Origin of the sequence: Streptomyces sp. NPDC052043 (assembly GCF_044548235.1) — a bacterium.
GTDB lineage: Bacteria > Actinomycetota > Actinomycetes > Streptomycetales > Streptomycetaceae > Streptomyces.
In genome coordinates this window covers 659,410-679,368 of the sequence record NZ_JBIUBT010000002.1, presented here as the reverse complement: position 1 = coordinate 679,368, position 19,959 = coordinate 659,410, and the positions used below count along the sequence as shown (strand labels likewise).

The window sequence follows — 19,959 nt, the reverse complement described above, 5'->3', positions numbered from 1 at the left end:
TGCATCCATCAGCGACCTCCGGTCGCGGGGGACGACCAGTGCGCCCACAACCGTTCGGGGCGTGCCAGTGCGCGGACTCACTCCCGCTCACTGCCCAGGAACGGTGCGCTTGGACCAGTGGTGGGCGGGGACGAAGTCGAGGCGGACCCCGGACAGTTCGGCCGCCTCCCACCAGTCCAGTTCGGTGACGCGGGTGAACCGGCGGCGCTGGAACCAGCGGCCGAGTCCGGCCGGCACGAACACCGGGGTGTCGCGCGGGAGTCGGCGCAGGGTGGGCGCGTCCAGATGGTCGTAGTGGTTGTGGCTGATGACGACCGCGTCGACGGCGGGCAGCGCCTCCCAGGGCACGCCGACGGGCGTGACGCGGGCCGGGGTGCCGACGATGCGGCGGGACCACACCGGGTCGGTCAGCACGGTCAGTCCGCCGATCCGGACGACCCAGCTGGCGTGGCCCGCCCAGCTGACGGCGACCGTACGGGTGTCCACACGGGGCAGCTGGGCGGGCCGGTACGGCAGCAGCGGGATGTCGGCGAGGGCGTCCTTGTCCGGCCGCAGGGCCCCCTCGCGGGCGAACCGGGCGAAGGCCTTCAGCCCGGGCAGCGGGGTGGTGAGCCGGTCGTGGAAGGTGCGCGGCCACACCCGCGGCTCGCCCAGCGGCTGCGGTTCGGCCAGCGGCGGGAAGGGCTCGGGACGGGGCGTCGTACGAGTGGTCGCACGGGTGGCCGTGCGAGTGGTCAGGAGGGACGAGGCCGCGCGCTCGTCGGCCTCCTGAGAGGTGGTGCTCGTGGACGTGGTCGACTCTGACTGCTGCGTCATCGAGGAGGCTCCCATCGCTGAGCGTCGTCGCGGAGATCGTCGAGTACGGACCTCAAGGAGATCAACGCGCGTTGCACGTGTGGCAGTTCCAGCGGCTCGGGTGACAGGAGGCATTCCCCGCGTTCCTCGTCGGTGCGGCCGAGGAGTTCCGTGGTGGACAGCCGCACGCGCAGCGCGCCGAGGTCGTCGCCGAAGCGGTGTCCGCCGGGTGCGGGGAACTCCAGGCGGGCGGTGAGGAAGTCCTCCAACTCCTGTGCGTCGCCCACCGCGTGGGCGTCGAGCGCGGCACGCAGCGGGCCGAGGTCGGCGTACAGGTGGCGGCCGGACTGCGGCGGCAGGGCGAGCGCTCCCGCGGCGACCACGGCCGCGTGGACGGCGCGTGCCACGCGCGCGTGCAGGCGTACCGAGGCCGCCAGGCGCGCGGTGACCGGCTCGGGTTCGTCGAGGACGTAGGCGGCCGCGGCGGCGACCGGTTCGGCGACGCGGGCGTCCAGTGCGGTGAGGACGTCGAGCACGCGCGCGTGCAGCGCCTCGCCGGTGGCACCGGCCGGGAAGCGGGCGATCGCTGCGGGCCAGCCGGTGGGGAGGAACGCGCCGGCGAGGTCGGTGACGACGGTGACGTGGTCGGGCAGCATCTCGGCGGGGCCGAGCAGCACCGTCTCGTGCGGCGCGTGCACGGTGTCGCGCCAGGTCTCGTCGCTGACCAGGTGCAGTCCCTCGGCCGCGGCGGCCTCGACGGTCTCGTGCAGCACCTCCGGCGGTGCCACGGTGGCGGTGGGGTCGTCGGCGACGGACAGGACGAGCAGCCGGGGATCGCCGCCCTCGGCGCGCACTCTGCGGACGGTCTCCAGCAGGGCGTACGGGTCGGGGACGCCGCCGCACTCGGCCGGTGTCGCCACGGGGAAGGCGGGGCTGCCCAGCAGGCGTGCGTACGGCGCCCACCAGGCCGCGCAGGGCCGGGGCAGCAGGACGTCGCCGCCGAGCGTGGCGGTCAGCGCGAGCAGCAGGGCGGGCGCGCCGGGTGCGGCCACCACCCGTCCGGGCCCGGTGGGCAGCCCGCGCCGCAGCCAGTACCCGCAGGCGGCGTCCAGCAGGTCCGTGCCGCCGCCGATCGGTCCGCGCCGGGTCCGGCTCGCGGCCCCGGCGAGCGCGGCGGACACCTCCGGCAGCACCGGCAGCCCGTCGTCGGGGAGGGCCGACGGACCGTAGCGGACGGGGCCGTGGCCTTCCGGGTCCGTCCGCCTCATGGGTACCTCCGCCTCATGGGTACCTCCGCGAAGTCCCTGATGCCGTGTGGTGCCGCCGAGTCGTGCCACCTCGGGTCCGTCCCGGCCGCGTGCGCCGAGCCCGTCGCCCGGCGTCCGGGTGAGGGTCCGTCCGCTCGGCACGGGCCGTGCCTTCGGGGCTCCGTGTACCCAGGGAGGCGCCGTCCCAAGGCCACCGGGCCCAGCGGCGGGCGAACGACCGCGTGTCCGACGTCCGGCCGTCCGGTCAGCCGTCTCCTTTCCCGCACCGCCACGCCCGGTGGACCGCCGCGAGCGCCGCCGTGCAGGCCTCGTCCGCGCCGCGCGGGGCGGCACCGCCGTCCGGCTCGCACACGACGCCGACGACGCCGCCCTCCCCGCTCCGCGGGCCGTCGGCCGGGGGACGGGCCCGCGCGACCGGGCTCGCCGGGGCGGCCGACGCGGGAACGCCCACCAGGGATCCGGCCGGGGCGGCGACGGGCTGGGCGCGCTGGACGGTACGGCGCATGGGCGGGGCTCCTTGGGCCGGCGGCGGCTGACGGCACGGGTTCGTGCCCTTCGCTGCCATCACAGCCGCCGGTGTCGCGGGCCGCGCGCGGCCGGGCCCCATTCGCGGCACACCGACGACCTATCGGGTGACCGCTCCCGTTCGGGCGGCGCCGCCGACTCGAACACCCCGCCCGAACAGCGCTCCCGAACACCCCGCCGCCGCGCGGCAGCACACCGGCCGCCCCTAGGTGTCATCCCTTCCGGGAAAACCGGTGTCGGCTCTCCGCGCACGGGTACGCGGTGGCCACCCCCGACGATCTGGAGCAAGACATGCAGCGAGGCAGTGACCGGCTGAGTGTCCACCGTGACGACGAGATGAAGCACGAACTGAAGGGGCTGCTCAGGTCCGGCCATCCCACGCGGAGCGAGGAGTGGCACGACCCGGAGCCGACCGCCGAGGACGACCCTGAGGTGTGGGGCGGGCCGGTGGCGCCGGGCGGTTCCCGGGCGTCCCTGGAGACCGTCCGCCTGGAGCTGGCCAGGATCCTGGGCCGCAGCGCCTTTCCCGCGGGTCCGGGCGAGCTGACCCGCGAACTGCGGCGCAAGAACGCGCCCGACGCGCTGATCGAGGCGCTCCAGCGGCTGCCGCACAAGGCGCGGTACGCCAATGTGCAGGAGCTGGCCCGGGAACTGACGCACCCCGAGCGGCCCGTGAGGGAGGAGCGCCCCTAGGCCCCGCGCCGGGGGTCGCCGCGGACGACCTCTCGCGGTACGGCCGCGGCGCTCCCCGCCGGGGCGGGGGTGGTGCCCGGCGTGACGGCCGAATCGGTGAAGGGCGACGAAAGGACGTTGACGCATCATGCGCATTGCATTTCTGACCGCGCCCGAGGGCGTGGAACAGGTCGAGCTCACCGAGCCGTGGAAGGCGGCGAAGGGTGCCGGTCACGAGCCCGTGCTCGTCTCGACGAAGTCCGGCCTCGTCCAGGCCTTCGACCACCTGGACAAGGCCGACACGTTCCCCGTGGGCGCGGTCGTCGGCGAGTCGTCCCCGGACTCCTACGACGCACTGGTCCTGCCGGGCGGCGTGGCCAACCCGGACTTCCTGCGGCTGGACGAGAAGGCGGTGGCGTTCGTGGGGGCGTTCTTCGAGCAGGGGCGTCCGGTGGCCGCGATCTGCCACGCGCCGTGGACGCTGATCGAGGCGGACGTGGTACGGGGCCGGGTGCTGACCTCGTGGCCGAGTCTGCGCACGGACATCCGCAATGCGGGCGGCATCTGGATCGACGAGCAGGTGAAGATCTGCGACCACGGCCCGAACCAGCTGATCACCAGCCGCAAGCCGGACGATCTGAAGGCGTTCTGCGCGGCGCTCCTCGACGTCCTCACCCAGAAGGCGGACTGAGCCTCCGGCGTCCGGAAGGTCCGCTTGAGGATGCTCGCGTGAGAGTGCTCAGGTGCGGGGAGTCGCCGACGCCCCACATCCGCGTTCCCGGGCCCCCTCGCGGGTGCGGCCGGCGGCGACCGGACGGCGCGGGTTGCGGCGCAGATACTCGCCCTCGAGTTTCGCCATGCGCTCGTTGTGGGCGCGCAGCGCGTCGTTCGAGCCGTACAGCAGCGTGTCGTGGCGCGTGCGGTGGATCGTCTCCAGCTCCTTCATCAGCTGCTGGTCGTCCAGCCGTCCCGGGTCGACTCCGGTCATCGTGGTGCCCCGTTCGTCGTGTTCGTACCTGCGGTCCGGGTACCCGCCCGGCGTGCGGCACCACCGAACGGTCTCTGGGGAGGGAGCCATGGATCTCGCCTTTCTCCATCCACTGTACGAACAGCCCGGCCCCTGGGCCTCCGTGTACGTCGACACCTCGCGGCACGCGGAGGACACGGCCCACCGGCTGGAGCTGACGGCCCGGGCCCTGGGGCGCGAGCTGGCGCGGCAGGGCGCGGACGAGGCGACCTGCCGGGCGGTGGAGGAGGCCGTGGAGGAGTTCGGCCACGTCCCCGGTCCGCACGGGCGGGTGCTGTTCGCGCGGAACGGAACCGTCGTGCTCGACCCGCTGCTGGCCCGTCCGCCGCAGGACGGCAGCCGGGCACAGTGGGCGCCGCTGCCGCGCGTGGCGCCGCTGCTGGACCTGGCGGGCGAGGATCCGATCGCGATCGTCGCGTACGTCGACCGGCGGGGCGCGGACTTCGAGCTGCGCAGCTCGCTGGGCGGGGAGGACGCGGGGACGGTGGTGGGTCTGGAGTGGCCCGTCCACCGGACGGCGAGCTCGGACTGGGCGGAGCGGCAATTCCAGCTGAAGGTGGAGAACACCTGGGAGCACAACGCGGTGGAGATCGCCGACGCGCTCAGCGTCTGCCAGGAGGAGACGGATGCCGACCTGCTGATCCTGGTGGGGGACGAACGGGAGCGGCGCGAGGTGCGCGGGCGGCTGCCGAAACGGCTGCACGACCGCGTGGCGCAGGCCGCCCACGGCACCGGCGGCAGACTGCCGGACGAGGACGTGGAGCGGATCCGCGCCCTGCACGTGCACCAGCGCGTCGAGAGCGGGCTGGGCCGGTTCCGGGCGGCCCGGACACCGGACGACGAGGGCCGCTCCGGAGCCGCCGAGGGGGTGTCCGCGCTGGTGGAGGCGGCCCGCGAGCACCGTCTTGAGGAACTGCTGATCCGCCCGGACGGCGCCGACGCCCACCGCGAGGTGTGGATCGGCGAGGACGCCGACCAGCTGGCCGTGCGGCGTACGGAGCTGAGGACCCTCGGCGAGGGGAACTCCTGGCCCGCCCGGGCGGACGACGCCCTGCTCCGCTCGGCGGTCTGCCAGGACGCGACGGCCCTGTCCCTGGTGCCGGCGGCCCCCGCCGGTGACGACGTGCCGACGGGCGGACTGGGCGCCGTCCTGCGCTGGAAGTGAGCGGGACCCGCGGCGGCGGGCGGGCGTTACCGCGCCCGCCGCACCCGCCGTTCGTCCCACACCGGCTCGGGGGTCTCGCGGACCCTGCCGTCACTGCCGAAGACCAGGTAGCGGTCGAAGGAGCGGGCGAACCAGCGGTCGTGGGTGACCGCGAGGACCGTGCCCTCGAAAGCCTCCAGGCCTTCCTGGAGGGCCTCGGCGGAGTCCAGGTCCAGGTTGTCGGTCGGCTCGTCCAGGAGCAGGGCGGTGGCGCCCGCCAGCTCGAGCAGCAGGATCTGGAACCGGGCCTGCTGCCCGCCGGAGAGCCGGTCGAAGGCCTGTTCCGCCTGCCCGGTCAGTTCGTAGCGGCGCAGCCGGGACATGGCCGCGCCGCGGTCCTGGGAGTGCTCCTTCCACAGGATGTCCAGCAGGGTGCGGCCCACCAGTTCGGGGTGTGCGTGGGTCTGGGCGAAGTGCCCGGGAACCACCCGCGCGCCGAGCTTCCACGCGCCGGTGTGCGCCACGTCCTCGCCGGCCAGCAACCGCAGGAAGTGCGACTTGCCGGAGCCGTTGGAGCCGAGCACGGCGACGCGTTCGCCGTAGAAGACCTCCAGGTCGAAGGGTTTCATCAGGCCGGTCAGCTCCAGGCCCTGGCAGGTGACGGCCCGGACGCCGGTGCGCCCGCCCTTCAGGCGCATCCGGATGTCCTGCTCGCGCGGCGGCTCCGGCGGCGGGCCGGCCTCCTCGAACTTGCGCAGCCGGGTCTGCGCGGCCTGGTAGCGGGAGGCCAGTTCATGGCTGACGGTGGCGGCCTGCCGCAGGTTCAGCACCAGCTTCCTCAGCTGCGCGTGCTTCTCGTCCCAGCGCCTGCGCAGCTCCTCGAAGCGGGCAAAGCGCTCACGCCGGGCCTCGTGGTAGGTGGCGAAACCGCCGCCGTGCACCCAGGCGTCGGCGCCGGCCGGACCGGGTTCGAGGGAGACGATCCGGTCGGCGGCGCGGGCGAGGAGTTCACGGTCGTGGGAGACGAACAGCACCGTCTTGCGGGTCTCCTTCAGCCGCTCCTCAAGCCAGCGCTTGCCGGGCACGTCGAGATAGTTGTCCGGTTCGTCGAGCAGCAGCACCTCGTCCGTGCCGCGCAGCAGCGCCTCCAGCACCAGCCGCTTCTGCTCGCCGCCGGACAGGGTGCTCACCTGCCGCCACTGCGCCCTGTCGTAGGGCACGCCGAGCGCGGCCATGGTGCACATGTCCCACAGCGTCTCGGCCTCGTAGCCGCGTGCCTCCGCCCAGTCGGCCAGCGCCTGCGCGTACTGCAGCTGGGCGGCCTCGTCGTCGACGGTCATGATGGCGTGCTCGGCCGTGTCGACGGCCCGCGCGGCCTGCCTCACCCGCGGCGTCGCGACCGACACGAGCAGGTCGCGCACAGTCGTCTCGTCCCGCACCGACCCCACGAACTGCCGCATCACACCGAGGCCGCCGCTGACGGTCACGGTGCCGCCGTGCGGCTTCAGCTCGCCGGAGGCCAGGCGGAGCAGGGTGGTCTTGCCGGTGCCGTTGGGTCCGACGAGGGCCACGGCGGCCCCCTCGCCCACCCGGAAGGACACATCGCCGAGCAGCGGTCTCCCGTCGGGGAGGTCGTACTCGAGGTGCGCGGCTTCCAGATGTCCCATGGTCAGGCATTGTGGCGGCCGCCGCACGAGCGGGGCAAACTCTTATCCGAAGTCCACGGGCCGTCCCGCCGGGCCGCTCTCCCGCGCCGGGGTGACGACCGCGTCCGCCCACGTCAGGGCCGTCCATCCGGTGCCGACCGAACCCTGGAGGACCACCACGCCGGTGTTCTCCAGAGGGTGGGTGGCGGCGAACTCCGCGTCGAGGTTGCGGGCGCGGACCGCGGTCCACAGGCGGATGGCCGCGCCGTGACTGACCAGGGCGACGGTTCCGGCGCGGTCCGCCGCGGCCTCGGCGACGACGGCGTCGTAGCGGGCCAGCACCTCGGTGCCGCTCTCGCCGCCGGGCATGCGCGTGCGGGTGTCACCGTCGGCCCAGGCCAGCAGCGTACGCATGTAGAGCTGTCCGCGCTCGGAGTCGCCCGGCTCCGTCTCCAGGTCGCCCGCGGACACTTCGCGGATGCCGTCGCGGACGATCACGTCGAGTCCCCGGGCGGCGGCCAGGGGCCCGGCGGTGAGCTGGGTGCGGACCAGCGTGGAGGCGTAGAGCGCTTCGATGTGCTCGCCGGCCAGGGCCCGCGGCAGCGCCGCGGCCTGCCGCTCGCCGAGCCCGGTCAGACCCGGCCCCGGGATCCGCGTGTCCAGCAGGTGGCCCACGTTGGAGGGGGTCTGGGCGTGGCGGATGAGGAGCAGACGCATGCGAAGGGTCCCTACGACGGCCGGTGCCGCCCCGCGCGCACAGGAAACGGCGAGTTCAGGGTAGCGGCCCCGGTATGAACCCCGGCCACGGGCCCCACACCCGGATGTCCACATTCTGAAACCGGGGGTCTCACCATGCGGCATGAAAGCGTACCGTGATCCGTACCGCCCGGGGCCGCGGGCCCGCGGGCTCAGGGGACGAGAAGGGGTACCGCCATGCCGAAGCAGGAGACGGCCGTCTACACGCACGGGCACCACGAGTCCGTGCTGCGTTCGCACACCTGGCGCACCGCCGCCAACTCCGCGGCCTACCTCCTCGGCTCCCTCCAACCGCACATGAGGATCCTCGACATCGGCTGCGGGCCCGGCACCATCACCGCCGATCTGGCGGAGCTGGTCCCCCAGGGGCACGTCACGGGTGTCGACCGGGCGCCCGGCGTCCTGGAGCAGGCCCGGGCCACGGCCGCCGGGCGGGGTCTGACCAACGTCGACTTCGCGGTGGCCGACGTCCACGCCCTCGACCACCCCGACGACACGTTCTGCGTCGTCCACGCCCACCAGGTGCTCCAGCACGTGGGCGACCCCGTGCAGGCACTGCGCGAGATGCAGCGGGTGACGAAGCCGGGCGGGTACGTCGCCGTCCGCGACGCGGACTACGCGGCGATGACCTGGTACCCGCGCGTGCCGGGGCTGGACGACTGGCTGGGCCTCTACCGGCGGGTCGCCCGCGCCAACGGCGGCGAACCGGACGCCGGACGCCGGCTGCGGTCCTGGGCACTGGCGGCCGGCTTCACCGACGTCACGGCCACCTCCAGCACCTGGACCTACGCCACCGAGGACGAGCGCGCCTGGTGGAGCGGGCTCTGGGCCGACCGCACCCTGGCCTCGGCGTACGCCGAGCGCGCCGTCGCGGTCGGACACGCGACCGAGGAGCGGCTGCGGGCCGTGTCGGCGGCATGGCGGGAGTGGGGCGAGCGGCCCGACGGATGGTTCGCCGTCCTGCACGGAGAGGTCCTGTGCCGCAAGGAAGCCTGATCCCCGCTGCCCGGCTTCCGGTCCGGGATCCCTCCCGGACCGCCGTGCCTCACTCGCGGGGAAGCAGGGGTCCCAGCGGTCCGAGGTCCAGGTTCAGGTCCTCGGGCCGCAGTCCGTAGCGGTCGCGCAGCTCGCCCATGCGGTCCTCCAGGAGCATGAGCGTGAGACCGATCCGCTCCTCCTGCTCCTCGCTCAGGTCCCCCTCGTCGAAGCGGCGCAGCGCCTGCCGCTCCATGAGCTGGCGCAGCAGCTCCACCACGGTGAGCACGAGTTTCACCAGGTCCCGCTCGACGGTGTCGGGTTCCAGATCCAGGTGCTTGCGCCGGGCCACTGCTATTCCTCGAAGGGCGAGGGCACTTGCGCATTCACCGAGCTGATCAGCGCGTTCAGGTCGATGCGGACGAGGTCCACGTCGGCGATGCGCAGGGTGACGTCCCCGGTGATGACGACACCGCCGGCGAGCAGCCGGTCGAGCAGGTCGACCAGGGCGATCTCACGGCGTTCGACGACCGTCATGTCTCCTCCCCCGCGAAGGAGTACGCCGCCCAGGGCCCGGTGAGTTCCACGCGCAGCCCCGGCACGTCGTCCTTCGTACGGTCGACGAGCTCCACGAACTCCTCGGAGTCGCCGCGCGGCACCAGGTAGGCGGCGTTGAGCACGTTCCGCCCCGCCGCGGCGGCGAGGGCGGGGTGCTGCGGGGCGTGCAGCCGGGACTCCTCGGCGAAGCCGGAGAGCTGCTCGTGCAGCCGGGTCGCGAAGGTCTCCGCCTTCTGCCACAGATCCTCGCCCGCCCGGGTCTCCTGCCGCCGCTGCCGCAGGTAGTCCCGGCCCGAGGCGGCCCTGGGCACGGGCTGCGCGGCCTGCTGGGGCTGCTCGGTCTCGGCGTAGATCTTCACGCCCCACTCCACGCGCCCCTCCAGCCGGTCCAGGGTGCGGCGGATGTGGTCCTCACGGGCCTCGATCATCGAGCGGACGGCGCTGTCGTCCCGGAAGACGGTGGCCAGCCTGAGCGGCAGCGGTGTGGTGACGACGGTCAGCGCGTCGATGACACCCTGGTGGGCTCGGGCGGTGGCGGCGAGCCAGTCGAGGTCCTCCAGATGGGCGCGCAGCGGCTCCTCCGCGAAGTCACGCTCGGGCACCTCGCTGACGACGGCGACCAGACCGTGGTGGTTGAGCTGCTTGGCCGGGGCACCCCCCACCCCGGTCAGCTGCGCCTGGAGGGGCGCGCCGAGCGGCCGGCAGACGGCGTAGACGTACCGCAGTCCGGTCATGGTGCCTCCTTGCGGGCGCGGTCCTCATCCACGCGGTCCTCATCCACGCGGTCCTGGTCCACACGGCCCCGGTCCAGGCGTTCCGGCTCCGCGCGGCCACGATCCAGCTCCAGCTCCTCCAGTCGCGCCAGCCGCTCGCGCAGCTCGGCGTTCTCCCGGGCGAGTTCGTCGCGGCGGGCACGGGAGGAGAGTGCCGGGTCGCTCTCCCACCAGTCGATACCCATCTCCTTGGCCTTGTCGACCGAGGCGACGACGAGCCGGAGCTTGATGGTGAGCAGTTCGATGTCGAGCAGGTTGATGCGGATGTCGCCCGCGATGACGATGCCCTTGTCGAGCACGCGCTCGAGGATGTCCGCGAGGTTGGCCCCGCTGCTCGGGCCGTACGGTTCGGGCAGCCGGCTGGGCGTCGTCATCGGCGGCCCCCGCCCTCGGCGTACTCGTCGTCGGGTTCCTCTTCCTCTTCCTCCTCGGGCTCTTCCTCGTCCCGGGGCTCGTACTCCTCGTCCTGCTCGCCCTCCTCGTCCTCCCTGTCCTCCCCGTCTTCTTCCTCTTCCTCCTCGTCCTCGTACTCGCCGTTCTCCTCCTCGGCGTACGAGCCCTCCTCCTCGTCCTCGTGGCCGGCCTCCTCCTCGGCCACCGCGTCCTCGTGGCTGCGGACGACCTCGCCGTCCTGGATCTCGCCGCGCCAGCTGTCCTCGGCCTCTCCCTTGAGCGTGATGAAGCGGACGTAGTTCTTCAGGTCCAGCCGGGTGCGGCGGCCCTGGGCCCGCCAGATGTTGCCGGTCTTCTCGAAGAATCCGCTCGGGTAGTACTCCATGACCAGCAGGATCCGGGTGAGGTTCTCGTCGAGCCGGTGGAAGGAGACGACGCCCTTCGTGGTGCCCTTCGCGCCCTCCGACGTCCACCGGATGCGGTCGTCGGGCAGCTGCTCGGTGGTGTGGGCCTTCCAGCTGCGGCTGGACCACAGCACCTTCAGCTGCCAGTCGGAGGTGGTGTCGTCGGCGCGGCTCGCGCTCTTGACGCCCTTGGCGAAGGTGCTGAAGTCCTGGAACTGGGTCCACTGGTCGTAGGCGGTGCGCAGCGGCACGCCGACGTCGACGGACTCGATGATGACCGTGGGCTTGTTGCCCCCGCCGCGCTTGCGCTTGGCCCCACCACCGCCACCGAGGTTCTTCAGCACGCCCATGACGCTGTCCTTGGCGCGGGAGGCGCCCAGCTCCAGGACCGAGCGCACCGGGCCCTTGCCCTCGGCGAGCTTGCGACCGGCGTCGAGTGCGAGTCTGGCGAAGCCCGGGGTGTTGCCCTCGGCGATGTCGTTCAGCATGCCGGTGGTCTCGCCGAGCTTGTGGCCGAAGCCGACCAGCAGCCGCTGGGCCTGGGCGGCGAGGTAGTCCTGCACCTCGGCCTTGAGCCGGTCGGCGGCCTCGCTGTGGGCCAGGTCCCCCAGCGGGGTGTCCTTCGCCGCGCCGCGCGCCGCGCCGCCGGCCGCGGAGGCAGCGGAGGTCGCGGTCCCGAGGGCCTCGGTCATCGGTCACCACCGCCCTTCGGCCGCCGGGAGCGGGCAGCGCGGTGCGTGTCGCCGGCGGCGGCCGTCTTCTTCGCGGCCGTACCGCGGGCCGCGGCCTTCTCCGCCGCCGCCTTCTTGCCGGGAGCCTTCTTGGCGGGGGCCTTCCTCGCGGGAGCCTTCCTCCCGGGGGCCTTCCTCGTGGGGGCCTTCCTCGCCGCCTCCTTCCGGGCCGGCCCGCGCCGGTCCCCGGCCGCCTCCCCCTGACCCTCCTCGGCCTCGCGGCCTTCCCGGTCCTCGTAGTCGTCCTCGTACTCGTCCTCGCGTTCGCGCTCGTCCTCGCGCTCGTCCGGGTGAGCGTCCTCCCCCTCGGCCTCCTCGTCCGTGGCCGGCTGCGGCCCGACGCCGGCGAGTTCGTCGCGGATCTGCGCGGTCCGCCCGTGCAGCCGGTCGGCGAGCGCGTTCATCTGCCGTTCGGCCACGGCCCCCGAGGCCGCCTTGCCCACACCCTTCAGATCCTCGCGCAGCTGGTCGCCGATCTCCTTGAGCTGCGGGTTGTTCGCCAGTTGCTGGTCGACGAGCTGCGCGATCCCGGCCGGACCGAGGTTCAGCTTCTTGCCGGCCACCAGACTGCCCAACGTGAGGGCGAGTTTCGCCTTCTTGGTCCGTCCCAGGAGGTAGCCGGCCCCTATCGCGAGACCCAGTCCCACTTTGTTCATGGTGCCGTCCCCTCACCTGTCCCCTCACCTGTCCACTCACCCGTCCCCTCGCCCGTCCCGGCGGCTGAGCGCAGGCCGGTCTCCAGCCGGTCCAGCAGCTCGTCCTCCCGGCGGTCGAACTCCTCACCGCTGATCTCGCCCGCGTCCAACTTCTCTTCGAGTCGGGCTAGTTCGGCCTGTATCGCGGCCGGGTCGTAGTAGATGCGCTCGGCTTCGCGCAGTACCTGCCGGATCGCCCAGGCGCTTCCGCGCGCCGGTGCGAACGGCAGCAGCAGCACTTCGGAGATGAGTCCCATGACGTCACCCCGTTCCTGTGTCGGCTCCGGCCGTGGTGCTCGCGGGCTCGGCGGGGCCGGGTTCGACGAAGCTGTACGGCGGGAGCGGGCCGTTGATGCGCAGTTCGAGGTGGGGCAGGTCCTTGCGGGCCTGTTCGGCGGCGGTCACGAAGTCCTCGGCCGCTTCCCGGTCCACCAGGAACGAGGCGTTGACCAGCCAGCCGGTGGACGGGGGGCCGTCGCTGACCGCGGCCGCGTACGGTTCGAGGGCGTGCACGATCGCGCGGGCGTCGTCGGCCTCGCGGGCCTGCACGGCGGCCGCGACCAGCTCCCCGAGCCGGAGTTTGGCGTCGTAACCTCCGCCGCCGGAGCGCCGGTTGGCCTCCGCCAGCGACCGGATCTCGGGGTTCTCGGCCATCACGCGGTGCAGTACCGCGTCCTCGACGTGGTGGCCCTTGACGTTGTACTCGACCTTGCCCTCCAGCGCCCGCAGCCGCTCGCGGTAGTGCTCGGCACGCTCGGTGAGCACGCCGGTGACGGCGGCGTCGTCCGGGGCGACGCTGCCGAACCGCATCGGCAGCACGCAGCCGGTCGCACCGGCCTCGCTGAGCACGGCCTGGTGGGCGAGCAGGTCCCGCCGTTTGGGCCGCAGCCCCTCGGGCGCGTCACTGACGACCGCGGCCAGTTCGCCCGCCTCCAGCACGCGCACCGGGCGGGCCGGCTCGCCCACCCCGCCCAGATCCCGCGGCAGGGACGAGTGCGAGGCCTCGGTGATCGCGTAGACGTACGTACTCACTCCCGCTCCTCCTTCCGCCGGGCCGGCCCGGTCCTACGGGGCCGCGGCCGCTCCCCGGCCTCGCCCGCGCGCTCGTCCGCGTGCTCCTGGCGGCCCTGCTGGAAGGCGTCCGAGACGGTCTGCGCGGCGCCGGACAACGCCCCCTTCGCCTTGCCGCGCGCGCCGGACTCGGTGACCTCTCCGACCAGGTCGGGCAGGCCCGGCGCCCGATGCGGGCCCGCCTCCAGGTCCAGCCGGTTGCAGGCCTCGGCGAAGCGCAGGTAGGTGTCGACGCTGGCGACGACGACCCGCACGTCGATCTTCAGGATCTCGATGCCGACCAAGGAGACCCGCACGAACGCGTCGATCACCAGCCCCCGGTCGAGGACGAGTTCCAGTACGTCGTACAGGCTGCTGCCGCCTGCGCCGCCGGACGTCTGTGCCGGGACAACGGTCATGCCACCGCGCCTCCTCACCCGCATAGGTCTGTGTAGGTGTGCGTAGGTCTGTGCCCTGAGGGCCGCGTCCGCGCACGGGGTCTGCGGGTGCCTCCCGTGCCCGGGGCCGTGGCCGCTCTAGCCGCCGGGGCGGCGGGCGTCGGCGCGGCCGCGTTCGTAGCGGTGCAGGCGCCGGTAGCCGGTCAGCTGCCCCCGCGGGTCGAGCGCGACCCGGTAGCTCGCCATGAGGCTCATGGTGTCCGGCACCCGGGCCAGCTCCAGGACCTCGACCTCCAGCGACCAGCCGTCCTCGGTCTGCTCGAAGGACGTCACGGACTCCGCGGTCAGCCCGGTCAGCTCGGCGAACTGGGCCCGCGCCTCACGCAGCACCTCTGCGGTGTTGTCTTGCTTCACCATGGCCACCTCTTCCCCCTCGGGTGGCCGCAGGCTCCACGGCCAAACCTGGACATAAGCAAGCATCACTCACATATCGCTTCGAACCTCCTGGAACCCGCCGGTGCGCACCGTGCGCGCCTCGTCGCTCACCGCACGACCGCTTCCTCCACCAGCAGCCGCGCCGCGGCCGCGATCGACTCGGCGTCGATGCCCGCGGCGTGCAACTGCTCGGCGGGTGAGGCGGACCCCGGCATCACCCGCACGGCCAGCCGCACCAGGCGCGGCACCGGGCGTCCGTCGGTGAACGCGTCGAGCACGGCGTCGCCGAGGCCGCCCTCGGCATGATGGTCCTCCACGGTGAGCAGGCAGCCGGTGTCCTCGGCGGCCTTGCGGAGCGTGTCCCGATCGACCGGCTTGACGGAGTACAGGTCGATCACGCGGACCGCGATGCCGTCCCGGCCGAGGGTGTCGGCGGCGGCGAGCGCCTCGTGCAGGGTGACGCCCGCGGCGACGACGGTCAGCCGGTCCTGTGCTGAGGAGCGCAGCACCTTGCTGCCGCCGACGGGGAAGTCCTCCCCGGGCCCGTAGAGCACCGGGCTCTCCCCGCGCGAGGTGCGCAGATAGCGGACGCCCTCCAGGTCGGCCATCCGCGCGACGAGCTGGGCGGTCTGGTTGGCGTCGCACGGGTAGAGCACGGTCGAGCCGTGGACGCCGCGCATCATCGCCAGGTCCTCCAGGCCCATCTGGCTGGGCCCGTCCTGTCCGATCGCCGTGCCCGCGTGGGAGCCGTTGAGGTTGATCCCGGAGCCGCTGACGGAGGCCATCCGCACGAAGTCGTGCGCGCGGGTCAAAAAGGCCGCGAACGTCGACGCGTACGGCACCCAGCCGCGCCGGGCCATTCCGACGGCGGCGGCGACCATCTGCTGTTCGGCGATGTAGCACTCGAAGTAGCGCTCGGGGTGTTCCTTGGCGAAGAACTCCGAGCGGGTGGAGTCGCCGACCTCGCCGTCGAGGGCCACGACGTCGCCGCGCGCGGTGCCGAGCGCGGCGAGCGCCTGGCCGTAGGCGTCGCGGGTGGCGGCCTTTTCGCCCAGAGCCCAGCGGGGCAGTTCGAGGTTGCCGTCGCCCACGGCGTGCAGCGAACGGGCGGAGCGCGGCTCGTGCACGTGGACGCGGATGTCGCGGACGCCGCCGAGTTCCTCGACCGCCTCGTCGGGGTGCTTCAGTGGCTTGCCGTGCAGTCCCTCACGGTTCTCGGCGTCCTTGACGCCTTTGCCCTTGAGGGTGCGGGCGATGATCGCGGTGGGCTGCCCCTTGGTGGAGACCGCCTCGCCGTAGGCGCGGTCGACGGCGTCCACGTCGTGGCCGTCGATCTCGATCGTGTGCCAGTCGAAGGCGCGGAAGCGGCGGGCGTAGGCGTCCAGGTCGTGGCCGTGGCGGGTGGGGCCGCGCTGGCCGAGCCGGTTGATGTCGAGGATCACGGTGAGGTTGTCCAGGTGCTCGTACCCGGCGTGCTCGGCGGCCTCCCAGATCGAGCCCTCGGCCAGCTCGCTGTCCCCGCACAGCACCCACACGCGGTAGTCGGCGTGGTCCAGCCGCTTGCCGGTGAGCGCGATCCCGACGCCGATGGGCAGGCCCTGCCCGAGGGATCCGGTGGCGGTCTCCACCCACGGCAGCCGTCGCGGGGTGGGGTGCCCTTCCAGGCGGCTGCCCAGCTTGCGGAAGGTGAGCAGTTCCTCGTCGTCGATGGCGCCCGCCGCCTTGTAGGCGGAGTACAGCAGCGGGGAGGCGTGTCCCTTGGACAGGACGAAGCGGTCGTTGCCGGGGTGCTCGGGCCGGCCGAAGTCGTAGCGGAAGTGGTTCGCGAGCAGGACCGCCATGAGGTCGGCGGCGGACATGGAGGACGTGGGGTGCCCGGAGCCCGCCGCGGCGGCGGCGCGCACACTGTCGACGCGCAGCTGCTGGCCGAGTTCGACGAGTTCGTCGGTGTTCATGAGTCTCCTTCCGCGGGTATGTCGTCCGCCTTGACCGGTCCGGGGGCGGGGTGGGACCCGCCGCGCCCGGTGTCGGTCGGCGCTGCCGGTCCGGACGCGGCCGTCGTCCTCGCCTGCGGCTCGGGTCCGCCCGGGACGCGGGCCAGCTCCGGGGAGGCCGTGTCCAGGGGCACGGACCAGGACCGTACGAGGCCCAGCTGGACGGACTGGCGCGGCAGTACCGCGTCCAGCAGCCAGTCCGCGGCCACCCGGACGCGGTTGCCGGGCATCGCCGCGAGGTGGTAGGCGCGGGTGACCGCGCCGGCCACCGGCCCGGACAGTGGGATACCGAACGGGTCGGCGGCGGCCTGCGCACCGCCCAGGTCCACGACGAAGCCCAGATCGCGGTGGCGGTAGGGGCGGCGCTCGCCGACGCCGAGCGAGGCGGCGACGTTGACGGCGGCCGCCTTGCCCTGCCGCCAGGCGTGCTGGGCGGTCATCGGGGTGCACCGGCCGGGTTTGTCCAGGTCGGGGACGGCGGCCGCGTCCCCGCACGCGAACACCTCCGGCCGCCCCGGCACCTGGAGGAAGGGGTCGACGACGAGCCGGCCCCGCTCCAGCGGCTGCCCGGTGCTCTCCACCAGCGGGTCGGGCCGTACGCCGACGCACCACACGAGGGTGCGGCTGCGGACGAACTCGCCGTCCGTCAGCAGCACTCCTTCGTGCGTGGCCTCCTGCACGGAGGTGCCCATGCGCACCTCGACGCCCCGCCGCCGCAGCACTCGGTCGGCGATGGCCGAGAGCCGTTCGTCCAGCTCGGGCAGCACACGGGGCGCGACGTCCAGCAGGAGCCAGCGCGGCCGGATCCCCTGCCGGGGCGGGTGCCGGCGCACCAGCGAGTCGGTGAACATCTTCCCGTGCGCGGCGACCTCGGTGCCGGTGTAGCCGGCGCCCACGACGACGAACGTGCAGCGGTCCGTGCAGGTCTCGGGGTCGTCCTCGGCGCCGGCCAGTTCGATCTGGCGGGTCACGTGGTCCCGCAGGTACAGGGCCTCGGGCAGGCCGCGGAAACCGTGCGCGTGCTCGGTGACGCCGGGGATCGGCAGCAGTTTGTTGACACTGCCGACGGCGAGCACCAGCCGGTCGTAGGCCAGCGTGCCCTCGCCGCCCTCGGGGTCGGTGTAGCGCACGGTGCGCCCGTCCAGGTCGATGCCGTCGGCCTCGCCGAGGACCAGCCGTACGTGGCGCAGCGCGCCGACGAGGGAGACGGCGGCCCGGCGCGGCTCCAGGAGGCCCACGGCGACCTGAGGCAGCAGAGGCAGGTACAGGAAGTAGTCGGTCGGGTTCAGCAGGGTGATGTCGGCCTTGCCCCGGGACATCCTCGACAGGGTCCGGGCCGCGCGGTAGCCGGCGAATCCGGCACCGACGATCACGATGCGGGGTCGACTCACGGTTCGCCTCCGGCGCGGTCGTGTACGTCGTATTCCTTGGTACGGGCGGTGCGGTGGTGCGGGACTTCCCGCGTCCCCTCGGCCTGCTCACCCAAACTTCCGCCGACACCGGGTCGGCCGCCGCGCCCGCCGTGACGGCACCGGGCGGGGACGGGGACAGGGACGAGCGCCCGCCGCCCGGGAGGGCGAGCAGACGCCCGGTGTCATGTCACGCTCCAGCAGCAGGGGACACGGAGTTCCGGCAGCGCGGAACGTGGAGTTCCGCGCTGCGGGGATCGCGGCGGGGTGTCAGGCCCGGCGGTCCGTTCCGGGGTCGGTCTCCCCGGGATGTTCCGGCCCGGTGGCCGGAGGCGGGGGCGGCACCGGCGGTACGGGCGGGTACGCCGCCCCCGCCGCCCTGCCGGTCGCGCCCGCCGCCCGGCCCGCGGCGCCCGACGACGTGCCGGTGCCGCCCGCCGGCGGGGCGCCCCTGCCCTGTCCGGGCGCGAGGCCCGCGCCGTGCTCCGGCGCGTGCCGCGTGTGCCGCGACGCCGACGGCCTGGCCGCCTCGCGCAGCGCGTAGGCCGCCGCGCCCAGGATGACCGCGGTGACCAGCGCGGCGGCCCAGCCGGGCAGACCGATCGCGAGGGCCAGCCCCACGGTGAGTGCGAGGGCCGCGCCCGCGTACAGCGCGACGGCGCCGGACGCGGCGTACAGCGCGGCGGTGCGGCGCTGCCTGCGGGTCTGCTCGCGCAGTTCGTCGCGCACCGTCTCACGCGCCACCTGCGCCAGCTCGTCGACCAGTTCCTTGTCCAAGTGCTCCAGGTGATCCAAGCCCTTCATGCGGCGCGGGTACCCGCGCAGGCGCACGCATAACACCGTCCGAGGATGTGGCGGAGGGGTGGGCGTTACGGGCGATCCGGTGAAACGATCTCCACGCCGGGTGGCCCCAACTACGCTCGTGCGCATGGAGATTCTGGGAACCACCCTGCGCGTCTGCGTCAACGATCTGGACACCGCCGTCCCGTTCTACGAAGGTCTCGCGGGTGCCAGAGCTCTCCGCTTCGAGCAGGGCGGCGTCCAGGTGGCCGCGGTCGGCTGCTTCCTGCTGATGAGCGGCCCCGAGTCGCAGCTGGAGGTGCTGCGCAAGGTCACGGCGACGATAGCCGTGGAGGACGTCGACGAGGCGCACCGGGTGCTGACCGGGCTCGGCGCGCACATCGTCGCCGGGCCGGTCCCGACACCGGTGGGCCGCAACCTGATCGCCCTGCACCCGGACGGGACGGTGTACGAGTACATGGACCGCCGGGGCTGAGCGGGCCCGGCGCTGTGCGGGCACGGCGATATTCCGTGGTCGGCGCGTCGTGGGCGCCGTAGAGTCGGCCGGTCACCCCCTGTGGCCCCTGGCCGAGCACGGAGAAGTACGGAGAGCCGATGAGTGAGCAGCACACCTACCGGGTGATCGTCCGGGGCACCTGGGACGCACTGACCGACGAGGCACGGGAACGGCTGCGCGCGCAGGCGGGCGAGCACGGCATGCTCAGCATGCGGTTCACCGAGGAGGGCTCGCTGTCGTACGAGCCGTCCCCGCTGAAGCACTTCTCGATGCGCTACGTCGTGGTGTGCGACGCGGAGGACGGCGAGGAGATGGCGGCCGCGATCGCCGAGGACCGCGCGGAGAGCGCCCTGCGCGGCCTCGGATACGGCTTTCGTGACCTGCGGTCGACCGTGACGGACCTGGACACCATGAAGGTCAACTTCAAGCGCGCGTCTCGGCGGTGAGCGCCCACCGCTCGTGGTCGCGCCAGGCCCCGTCGATGAAGAGCATGTCCGGCGAGAAGCCCTCCAGGCGGAAGCCGCAGGCGCGGGCCAGCGCGATCGAGGCGGTGTTGAGCGGCTGGACGTTGATCTCCAGCCGGTGCAGCCGCATCGGGCCGAAGGCGTAGCCGATGACGAGGTCGAGGCCTTCCCGCATCAGGCCGCGCCCGGCGGCGTGTGCGAAGGCGCCGTAGCCGAGCGCGCCGCACCGGAACGCGCCGTGCACGATGTTGTTGATGTTGACGAACCCGGCGAGGGCACCGGTGTCCCTCTCGCAGACCAGGAAGCCTGCCTTCGCCGGGTCCTCGATCAGCTGCCGGGCGTAGGCGGTGTACGCCTCGGCCGTGGCCGGCGGGAAGAGCCACGGGTGGTGCAGCTCCTCGCTCTCCCGGACCCGGGCGGTGAACTCGGCGCCGTCCTCCTGGGTGAAGGGCCGGATGCCCACGCGGGGCCCCTCGGCGACGTAGTGGACTGCGGTGTGCGGCATGCCGTCACCCTACGCGCGGCGCGCGCCCGGCCACCGCGCGCCCGG

At 73.5% G+C, this 19,959-nt stretch carries 25 protein-coding genes and 1 pseudogene; 6 read left to right on the top strand and 20 right to left on the bottom strand.

Annotation, left to right across the window (positions count from 1 at the left end; genetic code table 11):
- Positions 1 to 99: 99 nt before the first annotated feature.
- The 3 genes and pseudogenes from ACIHCX_RS07700 to ACIHCX_RS07690 form a co-directional block, all read right to left on the bottom strand.
- Positions 100 to 816: pseudogene (locus ACIHCX_RS07700) on the bottom strand (MBL fold metallo-hydrolase); the annotation flags it as partial.
- Positions 813 to 2,063: an aminotransferase class I/II-fold pyridoxal phosphate-dependent enzyme gene (locus ACIHCX_RS07695; RefSeq protein ID WP_400027598.1), complete on the bottom strand. Its 1,251-nt coding sequence runs from the start codon at positions 2,061 to 2,063 to the stop codon at positions 813 to 815. The gene ACIHCX_RS07695 and the pseudogene ACIHCX_RS07700, both read right to left, overlap by 4 nt.
- 244 nt (positions 2,064 to 2,307) lie before the next feature.
- Positions 2,308 to 2,568 carry a hypothetical protein gene (locus ACIHCX_RS07690; RefSeq protein ID WP_400027597.1) on the bottom strand — a complete coding sequence of 87 codons (261 nt, stop codon included), beginning with the start codon at positions 2,566 to 2,568 and terminating at the stop codon, positions 2,308 to 2,310.
- Positions 2,569 to 2,879: 311 nt separating this feature from the next.
- Here ACIHCX_RS07690 and ACIHCX_RS07685 point away from each other — a divergent pair, with 311 nt between their 5' ends.
- Complete coding sequence (locus ACIHCX_RS07685; protein WP_400027595.1) at positions 2,880 to 3,281, top strand: DUF2795 domain-containing protein; 402 nt, start codon at positions 2,880 to 2,882, stop codon at positions 3,279 to 3,281.
- 127 nt (positions 3,282 to 3,408) lie between these two features.
- The gene (locus tag ACIHCX_RS07680) at positions 3,409 to 3,951 is read left to right on the top strand and encodes a type 1 glutamine amidotransferase domain-containing protein (RefSeq protein WP_400027593.1); all 543 of its coding nucleotides are present in this window, start codon (positions 3,409 to 3,411) and stop codon (positions 3,949 to 3,951) included.
- A gap of 48 nt (positions 3,952 to 3,999) precedes the next feature.
- On the opposite strand, the gene ACIHCX_RS07675 is transcribed toward ACIHCX_RS07680, so the two are convergent.
- Positions 4,000 to 4,248: a DUF6158 family protein gene (locus ACIHCX_RS07675; RefSeq protein WP_400027721.1), complete on the bottom strand. Its 249-nt coding sequence runs from the start codon at positions 4,246 to 4,248 to the stop codon at positions 4,000 to 4,002.
- Positions 4,249 to 4,336: 88 nt separating this feature from the next.
- On the opposite strand from ACIHCX_RS07675, the gene ACIHCX_RS07670 reads away from it, so the two are divergent.
- Positions 4,337 to 5,452: a Vms1/Ankzf1 family peptidyl-tRNA hydrolase gene (locus tag ACIHCX_RS07670; protein ID WP_400027591.1), complete on the top strand. Its 1,116-nt coding sequence runs from the start codon at positions 4,337 to 4,339 to the stop codon at positions 5,450 to 5,452.
- 26 nt (positions 5,453 to 5,478) lie between these two features.
- Here the strand turns inward: ACIHCX_RS07670 and ACIHCX_RS07665 are convergent, their stop codons facing one another.
- Both ACIHCX_RS07665 and ACIHCX_RS07660 read right to left on the bottom strand, forming a co-directional pair.
- Positions 5,479 to 7,098 (bottom strand): ABC-F family ATP-binding cassette domain-containing protein, encoded by a 1,620-nt coding sequence (locus ACIHCX_RS07665; RefSeq protein WP_400027589.1) that lies wholly within the window; start codon positions 7,096 to 7,098, stop codon positions 5,479 to 5,481.
- A 42-nt stretch (positions 7,099 to 7,140) separates the two neighbouring features.
- Positions 7,141 to 7,794, bottom strand: coding sequence for a histidine phosphatase family protein (locus tag ACIHCX_RS07660; RefSeq protein ID WP_400027588.1), 654 nt, complete (start codon positions 7,792 to 7,794; stop codon positions 7,141 to 7,143).
- Between the two features lie 216 nt (positions 7,795 to 8,010).
- Here ACIHCX_RS07660 and ACIHCX_RS07655 point away from each other — a divergent pair, with 216 nt between their 5' ends.
- Positions 8,011 to 8,829: a class I SAM-dependent methyltransferase gene (locus tag ACIHCX_RS07655; RefSeq protein ID WP_400027587.1), complete on the top strand. Its 819-nt coding sequence runs from the start codon at positions 8,011 to 8,013 to the stop codon at positions 8,827 to 8,829.
- Between the two features lie 49 nt (positions 8,830 to 8,878).
- On the opposite strand, the gene ACIHCX_RS07650 is transcribed toward ACIHCX_RS07655, so the two are convergent.
- From ACIHCX_RS07650 to ACIHCX_RS07590, 13 genes are all read right to left on the bottom strand, one after another.
- Positions 8,879 to 9,160 (bottom strand): gas vesicle protein K, encoded by a 282-nt coding sequence (locus ACIHCX_RS07650; RefSeq protein ID WP_400027585.1) that lies wholly within the window; start codon positions 9,158 to 9,160, stop codon positions 8,879 to 8,881.
- 2 nt (positions 9,161 to 9,162) lie between these two features.
- On the bottom strand, positions 9,163 to 9,345 hold the full coding sequence (locus ACIHCX_RS07645) for a gas vesicle protein (protein WP_400027584.1): 183 nt from the start codon (positions 9,343 to 9,345) through the stop codon (positions 9,163 to 9,165).
- Positions 9,342 to 10,100 carry a GvpL/GvpF family gas vesicle protein gene (locus ACIHCX_RS07640; RefSeq protein ID WP_400027583.1) on the bottom strand — a complete coding sequence of 253 codons (759 nt, stop codon included), beginning with the start codon at positions 10,098 to 10,100 and terminating at the stop codon, positions 9,342 to 9,344. Before ACIHCX_RS07640 ends, ACIHCX_RS07645 begins: the two co-directional genes overlap by 4 nt.
- Positions 10,097 to 10,513, bottom strand: coding sequence for a gas vesicle protein GvpJ (gvpJ, locus tag ACIHCX_RS07635; RefSeq protein ID WP_400027581.1), 417 nt, complete (start codon positions 10,511 to 10,513; stop codon positions 10,097 to 10,099). The genes ACIHCX_RS07640 and gvpJ overlap by 4 nt, the downstream gene beginning before the upstream one ends.
- Positions 10,510 to 11,628 (bottom strand): SRPBCC family protein, encoded by a 1,119-nt coding sequence (locus ACIHCX_RS07630; RefSeq protein ID WP_400027580.1) that lies wholly within the window; start codon positions 11,626 to 11,628, stop codon positions 10,510 to 10,512. Before ACIHCX_RS07630 ends, gvpJ begins: the two co-directional genes overlap by 4 nt.
- Positions 11,625 to 12,323, bottom strand: coding sequence for a DNA primase (locus tag ACIHCX_RS07625; protein WP_400027578.1), 699 nt, complete (start codon positions 12,321 to 12,323; stop codon positions 11,625 to 11,627). Before ACIHCX_RS07625 ends, ACIHCX_RS07630 begins: the two co-directional genes overlap by 4 nt.
- Positions 12,320 to 12,619, bottom strand: a complete 300-nt coding sequence (locus tag ACIHCX_RS07620; RefSeq protein ID WP_400027577.1) for a gas vesicle protein GvpG — start codon at positions 12,617 to 12,619, stop codon at positions 12,320 to 12,322. The genes ACIHCX_RS07625 and ACIHCX_RS07620 overlap by 4 nt, the downstream gene beginning before the upstream one ends.
- A gap of 4 nt (positions 12,620 to 12,623) precedes the next feature.
- On the bottom strand, positions 12,624 to 13,394 hold the full coding sequence (locus ACIHCX_RS07615; RefSeq protein ID WP_400027575.1) for a GvpL/GvpF family gas vesicle protein: 771 nt from the start codon (positions 13,392 to 13,394) through the stop codon (positions 12,624 to 12,626).
- Positions 13,391 to 13,831, bottom strand: coding sequence for a gas vesicle structural protein GvpA (locus ACIHCX_RS07610; protein WP_400027574.1), 441 nt, complete (start codon positions 13,829 to 13,831; stop codon positions 13,391 to 13,393). Before ACIHCX_RS07610 ends, ACIHCX_RS07615 begins: the two co-directional genes overlap by 4 nt.
- Before the next feature lie 117 nt (positions 13,832 to 13,948).
- Positions 13,949 to 14,227, bottom strand: a complete 279-nt coding sequence (locus ACIHCX_RS07605) for a gas vesicle protein (protein ID WP_400027573.1) — start codon at positions 14,225 to 14,227, stop codon at positions 13,949 to 13,951.
- Between the two features lie 125 nt (positions 14,228 to 14,352).
- Positions 14,353 to 16,200 carry a transketolase gene (locus ACIHCX_RS07600; RefSeq protein WP_400027571.1) on the bottom strand — a complete coding sequence of 616 codons (1,848 nt, stop codon included), beginning with the start codon at positions 16,198 to 16,200 and terminating at the stop codon, positions 14,353 to 14,355.
- Complete coding sequence (locus tag ACIHCX_RS07595; RefSeq protein ID WP_400027569.1) at positions 16,197 to 17,630, bottom strand: NAD(P)/FAD-dependent oxidoreductase; 1,434 nt, start codon at positions 17,628 to 17,630, stop codon at positions 16,197 to 16,199. Before ACIHCX_RS07595 ends, ACIHCX_RS07600 begins: the two co-directional genes overlap by 4 nt.
- 288 nt (positions 17,631 to 17,918) lie before the next feature.
- Positions 17,919 to 18,452: a phage holin family protein gene (locus ACIHCX_RS07590; RefSeq protein WP_400027568.1), complete on the bottom strand. Its 534-nt coding sequence runs from the start codon at positions 18,450 to 18,452 to the stop codon at positions 17,919 to 17,921.
- Positions 18,453 to 18,576: 124 nt separating this feature from the next.
- Here ACIHCX_RS07590 and ACIHCX_RS07585 point away from each other — a divergent pair, with 124 nt between their 5' ends.
- Both ACIHCX_RS07585 and ACIHCX_RS07580 read left to right on the top strand, forming a co-directional pair.
- Positions 18,577 to 18,924 carry a VOC family protein gene (locus ACIHCX_RS07585; RefSeq protein ID WP_376407377.1) on the top strand — a complete coding sequence of 116 codons (348 nt, stop codon included), beginning with the start codon at positions 18,577 to 18,579 and terminating at the stop codon, positions 18,922 to 18,924.
- A gap of 119 nt (positions 18,925 to 19,043) precedes the next feature.
- A complete protein-coding gene (locus ACIHCX_RS07580) occupies positions 19,044 to 19,391 on the top strand; it encodes a DUF6204 family protein (protein WP_400027566.1) in 348 nt (115 codons plus the stop codon).
- Here ACIHCX_RS07580 and ACIHCX_RS07575 read toward each other — a convergent pair.
- Entirely contained in the window at positions 19,369 to 19,914 is a 546-nt protein-coding gene (locus ACIHCX_RS07575; protein ID WP_400027564.1) for a GNAT family N-acetyltransferase, read from the bottom strand. The genes ACIHCX_RS07580 and ACIHCX_RS07575 overlap by 23 nt on opposite strands.
- Positions 19,915 to 19,959 lie beyond the last annotated feature (45 nt).